The 15,694-nt window shown below is 68.9% G+C and carries 15 protein-coding genes, 1 tRNA gene and 1 pseudogene; 15 read left to right on the top strand and 2 right to left on the bottom strand.

The features are described 5' to 3' along the window. Positions 1-455 precede the first annotated feature (455 nt). From DSC45_RS36645 to DSC45_RS28820, 3 genes and pseudogenes are all read left to right on the top strand, one after another. Positions 456-542, top strand: a pseudogene (locus DSC45_RS36645) (hypothetical protein); the annotation flags it as partial. 118 nt (positions 543-660) lie between these two features. Then, the gene (locus tag DSC45_RS36640) at positions 661-888 is read left to right on the top strand and encodes a mycothiol transferase (RefSeq protein ID WP_240434898.1); all 228 of its coding nucleotides are present in this window, start codon (positions 661-663) and stop codon (positions 886-888) included. A 148-nt stretch (positions 889-1,036) separates the two neighbouring features. Beyond that, positions 1,037-1,432, top strand: a complete 396-nt coding sequence (locus DSC45_RS28820) for a VOC family protein (RefSeq protein ID WP_205571458.1) — start codon at positions 1,037-1,039, stop codon at positions 1,430-1,432. A 182-nt stretch (positions 1,433-1,614) separates the two neighbouring features. Here the strand turns inward: DSC45_RS28820 and DSC45_RS28815 are convergent. Continuing rightward, a tRNA-Leu gene (locus tag DSC45_RS28815) sits at positions 1,615-1,698 on the bottom strand. Positions 1,699-2,245: 547 nt separating this feature from the next. Here DSC45_RS28815 and DSC45_RS28810 point away from each other — a divergent pair. The 6 genes from DSC45_RS28810 (at position 2,246) to pknB (ending at position 10,269) form a co-directional block, all read left to right on the top strand. Continuing rightward, positions 2,246-3,094, top strand: a complete 849-nt coding sequence (locus DSC45_RS28810; RefSeq protein ID WP_119294918.1) for an FHA domain-containing protein — start codon at positions 2,246-2,248, stop codon at positions 3,092-3,094. A gap of 10 nt (positions 3,095-3,104) precedes the next feature. After that, positions 3,105-3,614, top strand: coding sequence for an FHA domain-containing protein FhaB/FipA (locus DSC45_RS28805; protein ID WP_119294917.1), 510 nt, complete (start codon positions 3,105-3,107; stop codon positions 3,612-3,614). 125 nt (positions 3,615-3,739) lie between these two features. Next, positions 3,740-5,260 (top strand): Stp1/IreP family PP2C-type Ser/Thr phosphatase, encoded by a 1,521-nt coding sequence (locus tag DSC45_RS28800; protein WP_240434897.1) that lies wholly within the window; start codon positions 3,740-3,742, stop codon positions 5,258-5,260. 21 nt (positions 5,261-5,281) lie between these two features. Next, the gene (locus DSC45_RS28795) at positions 5,282-6,694 is read left to right on the top strand and encodes an FtsW/RodA/SpoVE family cell cycle protein (RefSeq protein WP_119294915.1); all 1,413 of its coding nucleotides are present in this window, start codon (positions 5,282-5,284) and stop codon (positions 6,692-6,694) included. Further along, the gene (locus DSC45_RS28790; protein ID WP_119294914.1) at positions 6,691-8,151 is read left to right on the top strand and encodes a peptidoglycan D,D-transpeptidase FtsI family protein; all 1,461 of its coding nucleotides are present in this window, start codon (positions 6,691-6,693) and stop codon (positions 8,149-8,151) included. Before DSC45_RS28795 ends, DSC45_RS28790 begins: the two co-directional genes overlap by 4 nt. Before the next feature lie 147 nt (positions 8,152-8,298). Further along, entirely contained in the window at positions 8,299-10,269 is a 1,971-nt protein-coding gene (pknB, locus tag DSC45_RS28785) for a Stk1 family PASTA domain-containing Ser/Thr kinase (protein WP_119294913.1), read from the top strand. Between the two features lie 79 nt (positions 10,270-10,348). On the opposite strand, the gene crgA is transcribed toward pknB, so the two are convergent. Beyond that, on the bottom strand, positions 10,349-10,606 hold the full coding sequence (gene crgA, locus DSC45_RS28780; RefSeq protein ID WP_119294912.1) for a cell division protein CrgA: 258 nt from the start codon (positions 10,604-10,606) through the stop codon (positions 10,349-10,351). 167 nt (positions 10,607-10,773) lie between these two features. On the opposite strand from crgA, the gene DSC45_RS28775 reads away from it, so the two are divergent. The 6 genes from DSC45_RS28775 (at position 10,774) to DSC45_RS28750 (ending at position 15,631) form a co-directional block, all read left to right on the top strand. Further along, entirely contained in the window at positions 10,774-11,553 is a 780-nt protein-coding gene (locus tag DSC45_RS28775; RefSeq protein ID WP_119294911.1) for a DUF881 domain-containing protein, read from the top strand. Positions 11,554-11,607: 54 nt separating this feature from the next. Beyond that, positions 11,608-12,327 (top strand): class E sortase, encoded by a 720-nt coding sequence (locus DSC45_RS28770; RefSeq protein ID WP_119295011.1) that lies wholly within the window; start codon positions 11,608-11,610, stop codon positions 12,325-12,327. A gap of 151 nt (positions 12,328-12,478) precedes the next feature. After that, entirely contained in the window at positions 12,479-12,688 is a 210-nt protein-coding gene (locus tag DSC45_RS28765) for a hypothetical protein (protein ID WP_119294910.1), read from the top strand. Beyond that, on the top strand, positions 12,685-13,326 hold the full coding sequence (locus tag DSC45_RS28760) for an aminodeoxychorismate/anthranilate synthase component II (protein WP_119294909.1): 642 nt from the start codon (positions 12,685-12,687) through the stop codon (positions 13,324-13,326). The genes DSC45_RS28765 and DSC45_RS28760 overlap by 4 nt, the downstream gene beginning before the upstream one ends. Positions 13,327-13,571: 245 nt before the next feature. Continuing rightward, positions 13,572-14,789, top strand: a complete 1,218-nt coding sequence (locus tag DSC45_RS28755; RefSeq protein ID WP_240434906.1) for a class E sortase — start codon at positions 13,572-13,574, stop codon at positions 14,787-14,789. 95 nt (positions 14,790-14,884) lie between these two features. After that, positions 14,885-15,631: a class E sortase gene (locus DSC45_RS28750; RefSeq protein ID WP_119294907.1), complete on the top strand. Its 747-nt coding sequence runs from the start codon at positions 14,885-14,887 to the stop codon at positions 15,629-15,631. Positions 15,632-15,694: the final 63 nt, after the last annotated feature.

Below are 15,694 nucleotides of genomic sequence, written 5' to 3'. Positions count from 1 at the left end.
GTACCGGCATCCCGTCCCGACTCCTCGACGCTGTCCGAAGCGTGCGCACTGCTGCGGGCGGCTCCCGGCGAGTACGTACAAGGACATCGTGAGCGCGGGCACCGGTTCGCGCCGGTCGGCCGGAGGGGCAGGCTGCGGCGCAGTGTCGCGTACGTGCACCGCCGAGGTAGCGGACGAGCGCTCGGGTCCGGCGGTCGTCACGGGCGTTGAGCTCTGCCCGCATCCGCGGCTGGATGAGCGTCGCCCGGGTCGTCCGTCCCGGGCACGGGAGAAGCCCCGTACGGCTGCAGGGGATACGAGGTGGCCTTGGCCGATACTCCGAGCGAGCCGATGCCGGTCGTGCCGGGCGAGGATGAGGATGGGGAGATCAGGGCGCTCGTCAGGGTCCTCGAGGGCAGCGGCGCCACGTTCTCGGCACCCTCGACGGGCTCAGTTCCGAGGCGCTGCAGTGGCCCGTGCTGCCCTCTGGCCGACACTGCCTGGGGGTGGTCCGGCATCTGACGCTGGACGTGGAGCGTTTCTGGTTCCGTGCGGTCGTTGCCGGGGACGGGCAGGTCATCGCCGGTCTGACGAGCGGCGACGAATCCTGGCGGGTGGCGACGAAGCCTGACGAGTGGCGACGAAGCCTGGCGGGCGGCTCCGGAGGTGCCGGCCGGCGACGTGCTGGACGCGTATCGCAGGGAGACCGGGCTCTCCGATGCCGTGATCGCCGGTACGCCCGCCGGCGCCGTGCCCGCCGGGTGGCCCCGCGACCTGTTCGGCGAACCGCACCTTCACATCCTGCGCGACGTCGTCCTGCACGTCATCACCGAGACCGCCTGCCACGCGGGCCACCTGGACGCCGCCCGCGAACTCGTCGACGGCCGACGCCGACTGGTCCTGACGTGATTCCCGCGCGCCTGCCGTCGCGTTCTCCCGTGGACGCGGGAGGCGATCCGTACCGACAGCACCGAGAGACCGGCCAGAACCAGCCATAACCAGCCGCGCGGGACAGAAGAGAAGGAGGCCGCATGATCCAGGGCCTGAACCAGCTCGCGTGATCACCCTGTTCACCGAGGACTTGGCCGCCACGAAGGCCTTCTATACGGACGGCCTTCTATACGGCGGCCTTCTATACGGATGTCTTCGGCTTGAAGGCGTCTACGACAACGAGGACTCCGCGGTGTTCGAGCTCGGCGGCCTGATGGTGAACGTGCTCAGGGTGGCCAACGCACCCGAGCTCGTCACACCCGCCGCCGTCGGCGGCCCGACCGCGGGCCCGCGGTCGCTGATGACCATCGAGGTGGCCGACGCGAACGCGGTCTGCGCCCAGCTCGAGAGCCGCGGCATGACGCTCCTCAACGGACCGGTCGACCGCCCCCGGGGTCGCCGCACCGCCGCCTTCGCCTACCCCGTCGGGCCACATGTGGGAGATCGCCGAGGTCCTGAGTGAGTGAGCGTGCCGCGGGAGACGAGTGCGGTGAGAGGGACCTCACAGCGGACAGCGGACAGCGGGTCCGCCGGCTGACGCCGACGCCCGGCACCGCGAGACAACAAAAGGAACGGTCGTCATCGTGATCACGATGACGACCGTTCCGTCGTTGCTCAGAACACCGAATCGTCGGTGCTCCGCTGTGCGCGAGGGGGGAGTTGAACCCCCACGCCCTTTCGGGCACTGGAACCTGAATCCAGCGCGTCTGCCTATTCCGCCACCCGCGCATTGGGTGCTGCCGCCTGCTCGTCCACAAGTGTGGGCTGAGCGCCTGGCGACTTCCAGAAGATTAGCACGGTGCACAGGTGGGATTCACATCCGTTCCGGCGGGCAGCTTTGGTCGGGAAGGGCTGTCGGCGGGCGCCTGCGACGGGGGCGCGGGCACGGATCCGACTCTCGACCGCTGGTCACTCAGTGGCCTCGCACACAGCTCGGTACAACCAGGTCCACAGCTCGGTAAGGCAAGATCCACAGCTCGGTACAACCAGGTCCACAGCCCGATCAGGCAAGGTCCGGTCGCACCCGGGCCGGCCCCGGAAGTGCCCTGACGGGCCAGGGGCAGGTGTGCGGGGAGCGCATCCGCAGGGGCGTGCATGCACCGGTCCGTGGAGGGGACCATCGCGGGTGCGGGACACTGGCTCGGGCCCCCCTCTACGATCCGTGTGAGAGGCAACACCTATCCACAGGCCGCAGAAGGGGAACCAGCCGTTTTCGCGGCGCGTGGATACGATCAGTAAGCAGTACCAGGATGACTACGACCGGAGGAGGTGCCCCATGGGAGTCCTGAAGAAGTTCGAGCAGCGGCTCGAAGGTCTGGTCAACGGCACCTTCGCCAAGGTGTTCAAGTCCGAGGTCCAGCCGGTCGAGATCGCGGGCGCCCTCCAGCGGGAGTGCGACAACAACGCGACGATCTGGAACCGCGAACGGACCGTCGTACCGAACGACTTCATCGTGGAGCTCAGCACACCCGACTTCGAGCGCCTGAGCCCGTACTCGGGCCAGCTCGGCGACGAACTGTCGGCGATGGTGCGGGACTACGCGAAGCAGCAGCGCTACACCTTCATGGGCCCCATCAAGGTCCATCTGGAGAAGGCCGACGACCTCGACACGGGGCTGTACCGGGTGCGCAGCCGGACGCTCGCGTCCAGCGCCTCGCAGGCCGGTCCGGGTCCCGGCCCGGCGCCGGCCCCGGCGCCGCCCACGGGCGGTGGCGGTGGCTACGGTTACCCGCCGTCGGCCGCGCCTCCCATGCCGGCCGCTCCGCCGCCCGGTGGCGGTCCCGGACCGGCTTCTGCACACCCCCAGGCCGGACAGCCCGGTGCGGCTCCCGTGCCCGGCGCCCAGACGCGGCGCTGGATCGAGATCAACGGCACCCGCCATCAGATCTCCCGCCCGACGATGGTGCTGGGCCGCAGCACCGACGCCGATGTGCGGATCGACGACCCCGGCGTCTCGCGCCGGCACTGTGAGATCCGGACCGGAACGCCCTCTACGATCCAGGATCTCGGGTCCACCAACGGCATCGTGGTGGACGGACAGCACGGCACCCGCGCTACGCTCCGCGACGGCTCGCGGATCGTCGTGGGCAGCACCACCATCATTTACCGGCAAGCCGAAGGGTGAAGCGGGGGCAATGTCAGAGCTGACCCTGACGGTCATGCGGCTGGGTTTCCTGGCCGTCCTGTGGCTGTTCGTGATCGTGGCCGTCCAGGTCATCCGCAGCGACTTGTTCGGCACACGTGTCACGCAGCGCGGTTCCCGGCGGAATGCGGCGCCGCGCCAGCAGGGGGCTCCCTCGGCGCCTCCTCCGCAGCAGCGACAGCAGCAGGGGGGACGTCAGCGCCGCGGTGCGCCGAGCAAGCTGGTCGTATCGGAGGGGACGCTGACGGGCACGACAGTGGCGCTCCAGGGCCAGACGATCTCGCTGGGCCGGGCGCACGATTCCACGATTGTGCTGGACGACGACTACGCGTCCAGCAGGCATGCCAGGATTTACCCGGACCGGGACGGTCAGTGGATCGTCGAGGACCTCGGGTCCACCAATGGCACGTATCTCGACCGGGCCCGGCTGACGACACCGACCCCGATTCCGCTCGGCGCGCCGATTCGCATCGGCAAGACCGTCATCGAGCTGCGGAAGTAGTGCCACGACATGAATAAGCGCGAGCGGAGTGAGCGGGCCGACGCGGTCGAACACGACCGGAGCGCGCTCCCGACCGGAGGGTGGGCACCGTGCGGATGTACCCGGAGCCGACGGGCGAGGTGCGCATGAGTCTGTCACTGCGCTTCGCCGCCGGATCGCACAAAGGCATGATCCGCGAGGGCAACGAGGACTCGGGTTACGCCGGTCCGCGGTTGCTCGCCATCGCCGACGGCATGGGGGGTCAGGCCGCCGGCGAGGTGGCGAGCTCGGAGGTGATCTCCACCCTCGTCCAGCTCGACGACGACGTTCCGGGTTCGGACATCCTGACGTCGCTCGGGCAGGCCGTGCAGCGGGCGAACGACCAGCTGCGCGTGATGGTCGAGGAGGACCCGCAGCTCGAGGGCATGGGTACGACCCTGACCGCGTTGCTGTGGACCGGCCAGCGCCTCGGTCTGGTGCATGTCGGAGACTCCCGGGCGTACCTGCTGCGGGACGGGGTGCTGACCCAGATCACGCAGGACCACACCTGGGTGCAGCGTCTCGTCGACGAGGGGCGGATCACCGAGGAGGAGGCCACCACGCACCCGCAGCGCTCCTTGCTGATGCGCGCGCTCGGCAGTGGTGACCATGTGGAGCCGGATCTGTCGATCCGTGAAGTCCGCGCGGGCGACCGGTACTTGATCTGTTCCGACGGATTGTCAGGGGTTGTCTCCGACCAGACGATGGAGGAGACCCTCGCCAGCTATCAGGGCCCGCAGGAGACCGTGCAGGAGCTGATCCAGCTCGCCCTGCGCGGCGGCGGCCCGGACAACGTGACGGTGATCGTCGCCGACGTCCTCGACATCGACGGCGGTGACACCCTGGCCGGCCAGCTGGTGGACACCCCGGTCGTGGTGGGCGCGGTCGCGGAGAACCAGCAGCAGTCGGGCGACGGCGGTGCGATGCAGACCCCGGCGGGGCGCGCGGCGGGCCTCGGCCGTCCGGTGCCTCCGCAGCCGTCGGGCGGCGGTTTCGGTCCTCCCGGCAGCGGTGAGCCGGATGCGTACGTTCCCGAGGGTGGCTACGGCCCGTACGACGAAGAGGATTTCGTCCAGCCGCGCGGCCGGCGCCGGTGGCTGAAGCGGTCGCTGCTGATCGCGCTCGCTCTCGCGGTGGTCGGGGGCGGTCTGTACGCGGGCTACCGCTGGACGCAGACGCAGTACTACGTGGGCTCGAAGGACGACCATGTGGCGCTGTACCGCGGCATCAGCCAGGACCTCGGCTGGGTCGATCTGTCGAAGGTCGAACAGGATCACCCCGGTATCGAACTCAAGTACTTGCCTCCGTACCAGCGCAAGCAGGTCGAGGGGAGCATCACCGAGAGCAGCCTGGACGACGCACGCACCAAGGTCCGCGAGCTCGAGGTGCAGGCGAGCGCCTGCGAGAAGGAAGCGGAGCGCGTCGCCAAGGAGCGCGAGAAGAACGCGGGCACCGGCGAGGGCGAGGCCGGCGGTACGACCGGCACGGCCCCTCAGACCGCGAAGCCCACGGATCCCGCCTCGCCCTCGGGCAACGGGAAGTCCGACAAGAAGGCGCCCACTCCCACACCGCTTCCCAGCTTCTCGGACGACGAGAAGAAACTGGTTTCGCTGTGCGGCAAGCAGTAGGCGCAGGGGGATTTCCACGTCATGAGCAGCAGTACGTCACATACGTCCACGATCGGCGCGATCGGGGCACCGAGCCGGCGTAACACGGAGCTCGCGCTCCTGGTGTTCGCGGTCGTCATCCCCGTTTTCGCGTACGCCAACGTCGGCCTCGCCATCAACGACGAGGTGCCGACCGGCATGCTCGGCTACGGCATCGGGCTCGGCCTGCTCGCGGCGGTCGGCCACCTGGTGGTGCGCCGCTTCGCGCCGTACGCGGACCCACTGCTGCTGCCCCTGGCCACGCTGCTGAACGGGCTGGGGCTGGTACTGATCTGGCGGCTCGACCAGTCGGAGCGGCTGCAGCAGCGTGCGCAGGACCTGTTCGGCGGATTCACGCCGGACGCTCCGAATCAGTTGATGTATTCGGCGATCGGTATCGCCCTGTTCGTGGCCGTGCTGCTGATCCTCAAGGACCACCGGATTCTGCAGCGGTACACCTACATCTCGATGGCGGTGGCGCTCGTCCTGCTGATCCTGCCGGTGTTCTTCCCGGCGGTGAACGGCGCGAAGATCTGGGTCAGCATCGGCCCGTTCACCATTCAGCCCGGTGAGTTCGCGAAGATCATCATCGCGGTGTTCTTCTCCGGGTACCTGATGGTGAAGCGGGACGCGCTGGCGCTCGCGAGCCGACGGTTCATGGGCATCTACCTGCCGCGCGGGCGTGACCTCGGGCCGATCATCACCGTGTGGGCGATGAGCCTGCTCATCCTGATCTTCGAGACTGACCTCGGTACGTCCCTGCTGTTCTTCGGCCTGTTCGTCGTGATGCTCTACGTCGCCACGGAGCGGACCAGTTGGATCGTGTTCGGCCTGCTGATGTCGGGCGCCGGCGCGGTCGGTGTGGCCACGTTCGAGCCGCACGTGAAGCAGCGCGTCGACGCCTGGCTGAACCCGTTCTCCGACACCGTCATGGCGCAGAGCGACCAGATCGCCAACTCCCTGATGGCGTTCGGCTCCGGTGGTGTCCTCGGCACCGGCCTCGGCCAGGGCAACTCCGACCTGATCGGCTTCGCCGCCAACTCCGACTTCATCCTCGCCACCGTGGGCGAGGAGTTCGGTCTGGCCGGGATGATGGCGTTCCTGCTGCTCTACGGGCTGATCGTGGAGCGGGGAGTGCGCACCGCGCTGGCCGCCCGCGACCCGTTCGGCAAGCTCCTCGCGGTCGGCCTGTCGGCCGCCTTCGCCATCCAGGTCTTCGTCGTGGCCGGCGGCGTGATGGGGTTGATTCCGCTGACCGGTATGACCATGCCGTTCGTCGCGTACGGCGGTTCCTCCGTCATCGCCAACTGGGCCCTGATCGGCATCCTCATAAGGATCAGTGACACCGCCCGCCGCCCGGCCCCGGCCCCCGCCCCGAACCCCGACGCCGAGATGACCCAGGTGGTACGGCCGTGAACAAGCCCCTGCGCCGGATCGCGATCTTCTGTGGACTGCTCGTCCTCGCGCTCCTGATCCGGGACAACTGGCTGCAGTACGTGCAGGCCGACGAACTGCGTACGCACGAGAAGAACCGCCGCGTGCTGATCGAGCGCTACGCCCAGGAGCGCGGCGACATCATCGTCGACGGCAAGCCGATCACCGGGTCGAAGCGGACCACGGGCAGCGACTTCGCGTACAAGCGGACGTACAAGGACGGCCCGATGTGGGCGCCGGTCACCGGCTTCGCCTCGCAGGCGTACGGGGCCACGCAGATCGAGAACCTCGAGGACGGCATCCTCACCGGCAACGACGACCGGCTGTTCTTCCGCCGCACCCTCGACATGATCACCGGCAAGAACCAGGCCGGCGGGAACGTGGTGACGACCTTGAACGGCGCCGCCCAGCGCGCCGCCTTCGAGGGCCTGGGCAACAAGAAGGGCGCCGTCGCGGCCATCGAGCCGTCCACCGGCAAGATCCTGTCGCTCGCCTCCACACCGTCGTACGACCCGTCGAAGATCGCGGGCAACTCGAAGGACGACGAGAAGGCCTGGGCTGAGCTGTCCAAGGACCCGGACAAGCCGAACGTCAACCGTGCGCTGCGTGAGACGTACCCGCCCGGCTCGACCTTCAAGGTCGTCACGGCGGCCGCCGCGCTCGAGCACGATCAGTACGACGGCCCGGACGACAAGACGGACTCGCCGCTGCCGTGGACGCTGCCGAACACGAAGACGGTGCTGAAGAACGAGGGCGATCTGCCCTGCGAGGACGCCACCCTGCGCGAGGCGCTGCGGGTGTCGTGCAACACCGTCTTCGGCAAGGTCGGCGCCGACCTCGGCCGGGAGAAGATGCAGGAGACCGCGGAGAAGTTCGGCTTCAACAAGGAGCAGTTCATCCCGGTCCGCGCGAACGCCTCGGTCTGGCCGACGAAGATGGACGCGCCGCAGACCGCGCTGTCGTCCATCGGACAGTTCGAGACGGCGACGACCCCGCTGCAGATGGCGATGGTCACCTCCGCGATCGCCAACGACGGTGCGCTGATGCAGCCGTACATGATCGACGAGTTGAAGGCGCCGAACCTCGACACCATCTCGAAGACCAGCCCCAAGGAGCTGAGCCGCCCGCTCTCCGAGGCGAACGCGCAGAAGCTGCAGGACATGATGGAGACGGTCGTCAAGGACGGCACCGGAACCTCCGCGCAGCTCTCGGACGCGACGGTGGGCGGCAAGACCGGTACCGCGCAGCACGGTGTCGACAACAGCGAGAAGCCGTACGCCTGGTTCATCTCGTACGCGAAGACCGACGACGGTTCGCCGGTCGCGGTCGCCGTGGTCGTCGAGGACAGTGACGCGGACCGCGGTGACATCTCCGGTGGCGGCCTGGCCGCCCCGATCGCGAAGAACGTCATGCAGGCGGTCATCGACAGCAAGAAGTGATGCCGGTCACGGCTGTACCGGTCCTGTATCAGGTCTCGGTTGCGGCCAGATCTTGCCCAGGGTGGCCGGTACGGTGTCCCGGGACAGCACGCCGCCGGACCCCACAAGGGTGCGGTCGGGACTGACGGAGAGGGCTGGTAGGTAGCTATGGAAGAGCCGCGTCGCCTAGGCGGCCGGTACGAGCTGGGCCAGGTGCTCGGCCGCGGCGGCATGGCTGAGGTCTACCTCGCCCATGACACCCGGCTCGGCCGCACTGTCGCTGTGAAGACGCTGCGGGTCGACCTCGCCCGTGACCCGTCGTTCCAGGCCCGGTTCCGCCGTGAGGCCCAGTCCGCCGCCTCGCTCAACCACCCGGCGATCGTCGCGGTCTACGACACCGGCGAGGACTACGTCGACAACATCTCCATCCCGTACATCGTGATGGAGTACGTCGACGGTTCGACGCTGCGTGAGCTGCTGCACTCCGGGCGCAAGCTGCTGCCCGAGCGTGCGATGGAAATGACCATCGGCATCCTGCAGGCCCTCGAGTACTCGCACCGCAACGGCATCGTGCACCGCGACATCAAGCCGGCGAACGTCATGCTGACGCGCAACGGCCAGGTCAAGGTCATGGACTTCGGTATCGCCCGCGCCATGGGCGACTCCGGTATGACGATGACGCAGACGTCCGCGGTGATCGGCACGGCCCAGTACCTCTCTCCGGAGCAGGCCAAGGGCGAGCAGGTGGACGCGCGCAGCGACCTCTACTCGACCGGCTGCCTGCTGTACGAACTCCTCACCGTGCGGCCGCCGTTCGTCGGGGACTCGCCGGTCGCGGTCGCGTACCAGCACGTGCGTGAGGAGGCGCAGCCGCCGAGCGTCTTCGACTCCGAGATCACGCCCGAGATGGACGCGATCGTGCTGCGGGCCCTGGTCAAGGACCCGGACTACCGCTACCAGTCCGCCGACGACATGCGTATAGACATCGAGGCCTGCCTCGACGGTCAGCCGGTGGCGGCGACCGCGGCGATGGGCGCCGTCGGCTACGGCGGGCACCCGGACGATCAGCAGACGGCGATGCTGAACCCGCAGAACGGCCAGCAGACGGCCATGCTGCCGCCGGTCAATCCGGACGACGGCGGCTACGGCTACGACGAGGGGCAGGGCCGGCGACGCCAGCAGAAGAAGGGCCGCCTGTCGACCTGGCTGCTCGTCCTCGCTGGACTGTGTCTCCTGGTCGGCATGGCGCTGATCGCCAATGTGTTCATGAGCGGGAACGGTGACGACGGGCAGGTGAAGGTGCCGAGTCTCGTCGGCCAGACCCTGCAGACGGCCAAGAAGCAGGCGAAGAACAGCGATCTGCAGCTGAGCGAGACCAGGAAGCCCTGCGACGACCAGCCGAAGAACCGGATCTGCTCGCAGAGCCCCACCTCGGGCGAGGTCGACAAGGGCGACACCATCAAGGTGGTGGTCTCCACCGGCGCCCCGAAGGTCGGTGTGCCGAACGTCATCGGCTCGGACGTCGACGACGCCAAGGAAACGCTGGACGACAAGAACCTCACCTACAAGGTCGAGAAGAAGGAGTCGTCGGAGACGCCCGGCGAGGTGCTCGACCAGGACCCCGGCCCCGGCAACGAGGTCGAGCGCGGCAGCGAGATCAACCTGGTCGTCGCCATGGAGAAGAAGCAGGTCAGCGTCCCGGACGTGATCGGCCAGAAGCTCGAGGCCGCGAAGAAGCAGCTCGAGGACAACGGCTTCGACGTCACCACCGAGGAAGTCCCGCGGGACGACGTGGAAGAGGGTCAGGTCGTCGACCAGACGCCGAAGGGCTCGGCCAAGGTCGACCCGGGTTCGTCGGTCAACCTGAAGGTGGCCAAGAAGAGCGAGGACGTGGCGGTCCCGACCGTCAACGGCCAGAAGCTCTCGGACGCCAGGACGGCCATCGAGGAAGCCGGCCTGACCGTCGGCAACGTCACCGGCCCGGGCGAGGACGAGGCCGTCGTCGTGACCAGCGACCCGACCGGCGGCACCCAGGTGAAGGCCGGCAGCACGGTCAACCTGACCACGGCCGCCCCGCCGGGCGGAGACAACGGCGGCGATGACGGCGGCGGCGGCTTCATCGGAGGCATGGGCCCCTAGCGCCCCTGAGCAGCCGCACACGAAAGAGCTCCGGCTCCCCCGAGGGGGAACCGGAGCTCTTCGGCTGTGCGGAGTGCGACTACTTCCACTGCGTGGAGACACCGAAGCCGGCGGCGATGAAGCCGAAGCCGACGACGATGTTCCAGTTGCCGAAGGCCTCGATGGGCAGCCGGGTGTCCGTGACGTAGAAGACGACGATCCACGCGAGACCGATCAGGAACATCGCCAGCATCACCGGCGCCACCCAGCTGCGGCTGGTCAGCTTGATGTTCGTCGCCTTCTTCTTCGACGGCGGGGGCGTGTAGTCGGCCTTCTTGCGGATACGTGACTTCGGCACGAGGGTCTCTCCTGTCGATGCGCTGCGTGGCCGCGCAGAGAACGGTCTGGATGTCAGCCCCGGGGCGGGGCGCTACGGCGGCCTCGACCCGTGTCCCCGGGCCGTGGGCCTCCCCCAGGCGTCCGTTAGCGTAGTGCTTCCGTGGCGCCGTAAGGAGTAAGGGTACGTTGAGCAATTCTGCCGACTCCCCCCGAGATGCCTCCGGGCAGGGCCGACGCCGCTGGCCCAGGCCGGTGAGGCTGCTCACGGCTGCCGTCTTCGCGCTCGCCGGGCTGATCTTCTTCACCAGCTTCAATACCGCCAAGGGCACCAATATCCGCACGGATGCCTCGCTGCTCAAGCTCTCCGACCTGATCGAGCAGCGCAGCCATGCGAACAAGGGACTCGAGGCGGGAAACGGTTCGCTGCGCTCCGAGGTCGATTCCCTCGCCGAGCGCGACAGCGGCAGTACGAAGGCCGACGAGGCGAAACTCAAGGCGTTGCGGAAGGCCGCGGGCACCCAGAAGCTCAAGGGCGAGGCGCTGACCGTCACCCTCGACGACGCGCCCCCCGACGCCACCGCCAGCGCTCCCGGCTACCCCGAGCCGCAGCCCGACGACCTGGTCATCCACCAGCAGGACCTGCAGGCCGTGGTGAACGCCCTGTGGCAGGGCGGCGCCGACGGAGTCCGGGTCATGGATCAGCGCCTCATCTCCACCAGTGCGGTGCGCTGCGTCGGCAACACCCTGATCCTGCAGGGCAGGGTCTACTCGCCGCCGTACAAGGTGACCGCGGTCGGCGACCCGGTCAAGCTCCGCAAGGCGATCGGGGCGTCCCCGGCGATCCGGAACTACATGGCGTACGTGGACGCGTACGGCCTGGGATGGAAAGTCGACGAGCACGAGGCGATGACTCTTCCCGGCTACTCGGGCACAGTGGATCTCCATCACGCAAAGCCTGTGGAGTAGCTGGAGCAGCTCCTGTGCGCGCGGAGCTCGACCGGGAGGGGCCGCCGGGTGTCGGTGCGAGTGGTCGTCAGGACGTTCAGCGAGCTGTGCATCACCGTCGGCACCGTGATCGTGCTGTTCGTCGTCTACGTACTGTTCTGGACCGGCGTGAAGGCGGACAGTGCGATGGACGGCGAGATCGACCGGCTGCAGGACCAGTGGGCCGCGGGTTCGGTGTCGGCGGGTGCGGATGAGGGGAAGCCGGGAGACGACTCCGAGGAGTCCGGTGCCGATCCGCTGAATCCGCCGGCTCCGCGGGCCTACGAGGACGGCAGGCCGTTCGCCGTGATGTACATCCCGCGGTTCGGTTTCACGTGGAACAAGCCGGTGCTCGAAGGCACCGCCACCGACACCCTGAAGAAAGGGCTCGGGCACTACGGGAAGACCGCGCAGCTCGGGCAGAAGGGGAATTTCTCGGTCGCGGGGCACCGGCGCACCTACGGCGACCCGTTCAAGGACTTCCCGGAGCTGCGGTCCGGTGATGCGGTGGTGCTCACGGACGGCACGACCTGGTTCACGTACCGGATCGACAACGAGCCGTACAAGACGCTGCCGGCCGACGTCGGGGTGATCGATCCGGTGCCGTCCAGGTCCGGATACGACGGGCCGGGCCGCTACCTCACCCTGACGACCTGCGAACCGGAGTGGGGCCACAGTCACCGGTTGATCGTCTGGGCGCACCTGGACGAGACGCAGCCGGTGGAGAAGGGGAAGCCCGCCGCGCTGCGAGACTGACGAGGCGACTCGGGGCCGGCCGGCCGTTCACGGGTGCGGGTGGCATTCTCCGGGGGAGCCTCGTACTCCGCCTGCTGCCCCGTACTCTGGTGGGCGTCTGACGACAGCGGCCTGAGCGGCCGCGAAGTATGGGGAAGGGACAGCGGACAGCATGTACGGCTGGATCTGGCGGCACTTGCCGGGCAATGCGTGGCTCAAGGCGCTCGTTTCGCTGGTGCTTGCGCTCGCTGTGGTCTACCTCCTCTTCGAGTACGTCTTCCCGTGGGCGGAACCGCTGTTGCCGTTCAACGACGTGACGGTGGACCAGGGGTTGGCGGACCCGAGCACGGCGGTCACCGCTGGTTCCGGGGTGGTCCGGTGAGCGCCCGCATCCTGGTCGTCGACAACTACGACAGCTTCGTCTTCAACCTCGTGCAGTACCTGTACCAACTGGGCGCAGAGTGCGAGGTCGTGCGCAACGACGAGGTGTCGACGGCGCACGCGTCGCGCGACGCGTTCGACGGTGTGCTGCTCTCGCCCGGTCCCGGGGCGCCCGAGCAGGCCGGTGTCTGTATCGAGATGGTGCGGCACTGCGATGCGAGCGGCCTTCCGGTGTTCGGTGTGTGCCTGGGCATGCAGTCGATGGCCGTCGCGTACGGCGGTGTGGTCGGCCGGGCGCCCGAGCTGCTGCACGGCAAGACCTCGCTGGTGGCGCACGAGGGCGCCGGGGTGTTCGCCGGGCTGCCGTCGCCGTTCACCGCGACGCGCTACCACTCGCTCGCGGCCGAGCCGGAGACCGTACCGGACGACCTCGTGGTGACCGCGCGGACCGAGGACGGCACGATCATGGGCCTGCGGCATCGTGAGCGGCCGGTCGAGGGTGTGCAGTTCCACCCCGAGTCCGTCCTCACCGAGCACGGCCACCTGATGCTCGCCAACTGGCTTTCGGAATGCGGCGATCCGGGGGCGGTGGCGCGTTCCGCCGGCCTGGCCCCGGTGGTCGGCAGGACCCCCGCGTGAGCGCACCCCGCCCCGGGCAGGACCCTGACTTCCCCTACGGGCAGTACGCGTACGGGGATCAGGGTGCCCAGGTGGCGGGGACGGATCCGTATGCCGGGTACGACGAGTACGGCAGGCCTTACGGGGGCCAGGGGGCGTATCCGGCGGCGCCTTACGCGGCCGAGCCCTCCGCCGCCGAGGCCTACGCGGGGACGGCCGGGGACCTCAGCGGGTACGGCGGCTCGCCCGGCGTCCCGGGTAGGGACGTGAACGGCGCGGAGGCCGGTTCGTTCGCCGCGGCCGTCGACGGGCTCGCGGACCCGCTGACCGATCCGCTGCCCGGCGGCCACCCGTCGCCGTGGTTCCGTACGGCCGCGCCCGGCCAGGACCAGGAGTGGTACGACCCGCAGGGGTACCGCGAGGCATGGCACAGCGGTCCGGCCGACCCGGTGTCCGAGGCGGCCGACCAGCGCCCGCCCGTCGACGCGAACGCCTACGAGGCGATGTACACGTCCGCCCCGGGCTCCGCCCCCGCCCCCGGTACCGCACCCGCAGCGGCCGTGCCTCTGCCGGTGGACGACGCGACGGTCGGGCTGCGGACGGCGGACACTCGCCGCCCGCACCCCGAGCCCGAACCCACGCTCGGCCCCGAACTCCCGCTCGGCGCGCAGACGGTGCGCACCGGTGGCCGGGCGGAACGCCGTCGCGCGGCCGCCAGGCCCGACGCGGGTCTCCCGGGAGACGGAGCCGGAGGCGGCGAGGGCCGGCCGCTCAGCCGCGTCGAGGCCCGCCGGGCGGAGCGGGCCAGGAAACCCGGGCCGGGAGTCGTGGCGAGCCGGGCCCTGGGCGAACTGTTCATCACCGTCGGCGTCGTGCTGCTGCTGTTCGTCACGTACCAGCTGTGGTGGACGAACATCCGGGCGGGCCAGCAGGCGGGCAGCGAGGCCAGCAGGATCCAGCAGGACTGGGCGGACGGGAAGCGCAAACCGGGGGCGTTCGAACCCGGGCAGGGCTTCGCCATCATGCACATCCCGAAGCTGGACATCGTGGTGCCGATCGCCGAGGGCATCGACAAGAAGAAGGTCCTCGACCGTGGAATGGTCGGGCATTACGCCCAGGGCGCGCTGAAGACCGCGATGCCCGACGCCAAGAAGGGCAACTTCGCCGTCGCGGGACACCGCAACACCCACGGCGAGCCGTTCCGCTACGTCAACCGTCTCGAGGCGGGCGACCCGATCGTCGTCGAGACCCGGGACACCTACTACGTCTACAAGATGGCGAGCATCCTTCCGCAGACAAGTCCGGGCAATACGGCGGTCATCGACCCGGTGCCGAAGGGGTCGGGGTTCACCAAGCCCGGCCGGTACCTCACACTGACCACCTGCACCCCGGAATTCACCAGTACCTACCGGATGATCGTCTGGGGCAAGATGGCCGAGGAACGGCCACGCAGCAAGGGGAAACCGGACGCCCTCATCGGCTGAGCGGCGACGGAAGGGCGAGATCCCGGGTGATATCCGGGACCTGACACGGCAGTTGTGCGGGTGGCGGGACAGTGCGAGATCGGGGCGAGAAGGCAGTGGAAGCGACGACGGACCCGGATGAGCAGGCTGAGGCGCGGGCCGATGAGCCGGCGACCGCGCCACGGCGACGCCCGCGCGGCCGCGGCCCCGTCGCCACGGCGGTCAGTGTGTTCGGCGAGCTGCTGATCACCGCCGGCCTGGTGCTCGGCCTGTTCGTCGTCTACTCGCTGTGGTGGACGAACGTGATCGCCGACCGCGAATCCGCCAAGCAGGGCGACGAGGTGCGCGACCGCTGGGCCGGCGGCCCCGGTGCACTGGACACCAAGAACGGCATCGGCTTCCTGCACGTACCGGCCATGGGCAGCGGCGACATCCTGGTCAAGAAGGGCACCGAGACCAAGAGCCTCAACAACGGCCTGGCCGGCTACTACACGAAGCCCGTCAAGTCCGCGCTGCCGCAGGACGACGAGGGCAACTTCTCGCTCGCCGCGCACCGCGACGGCCACGGCGCGAAGTTCCACAAGATCGACAAGATCCGTGACGGTGACGCGGTCGTCTTCGAGTCCAAGGACAAGTGGTACGTCTACAAGGTCTTCAAGACCCTGCCGCAGACCTCGAAGTTCAACGTCGACGTGCTCGATGCCGTGCCCAAGGAATCGGGTGCGAAGAAGCCCGGCCGGTACATCACGCTGACCACCTGCACGCCCGTCTACACCTCCCAGTACCGCTACGTCGTGTGGGGGGAACTGGAGCGGGTCGAGAAGGTGGACAACAGGCGGACACCACCGGCGGAGCTGAGGTAGGCTCGCTCCCCGCGCCGGAAGCTCCGCAGGGCGCGGAGGTACGTTTCCGGGCCCGATTCCCGG

This window comes from Streptomyces sp. YIM 130001, from assembly GCF_003574445.1.
In the GTDB taxonomy this organism is placed as follows: domain Bacteria; phylum Actinomycetota; class Actinomycetes; order Streptomycetales; family Streptomycetaceae; genus Streptomyces.
This window is presented reverse-complemented; position numbering and strand designations above follow the sequence as displayed.

Bases quoted from the DNA above. Each gene is read 5' to 3' on its own strand.
- DSC45_RS28810 (WP_119294918.1), top strand. From the start codon at position 2,246: ATGGGAGTCCTGAAGAAGTTCGAGCAGCGGCTCGAAGGTCTGGTCAAC.
- DSC45_RS28805 (WP_119294917.1), top strand. From the start codon at position 3,105: ATGTCAGAGCTGACCCTGACGGTCATGCGGCTGGGTTTCCTGGCCGTC.
- DSC45_RS28800 (WP_240434897.1), top strand. From the start codon at position 3,740: ATGAGTCTGTCACTGCGCTTCGCCGCCGGATCGCACAAAGGCATGATC.
- DSC45_RS28795 (WP_119294915.1), top strand. From the start codon at position 5,282: ATGAGCAGCAGTACGTCACATACGTCCACGATCGGCGCGATCGGGGCA.
- pknB (WP_119294913.1), top strand. From the start codon at position 8,299: ATGGAAGAGCCGCGTCGCCTAGGCGGCCGGTACGAGCTGGGCCAGGTG.
- DSC45_RS28765 (WP_119294910.1), top strand. From the start codon at position 12,479: ATGTACGGCTGGATCTGGCGGCACTTGCCGGGCAATGCGTGGCTCAAG.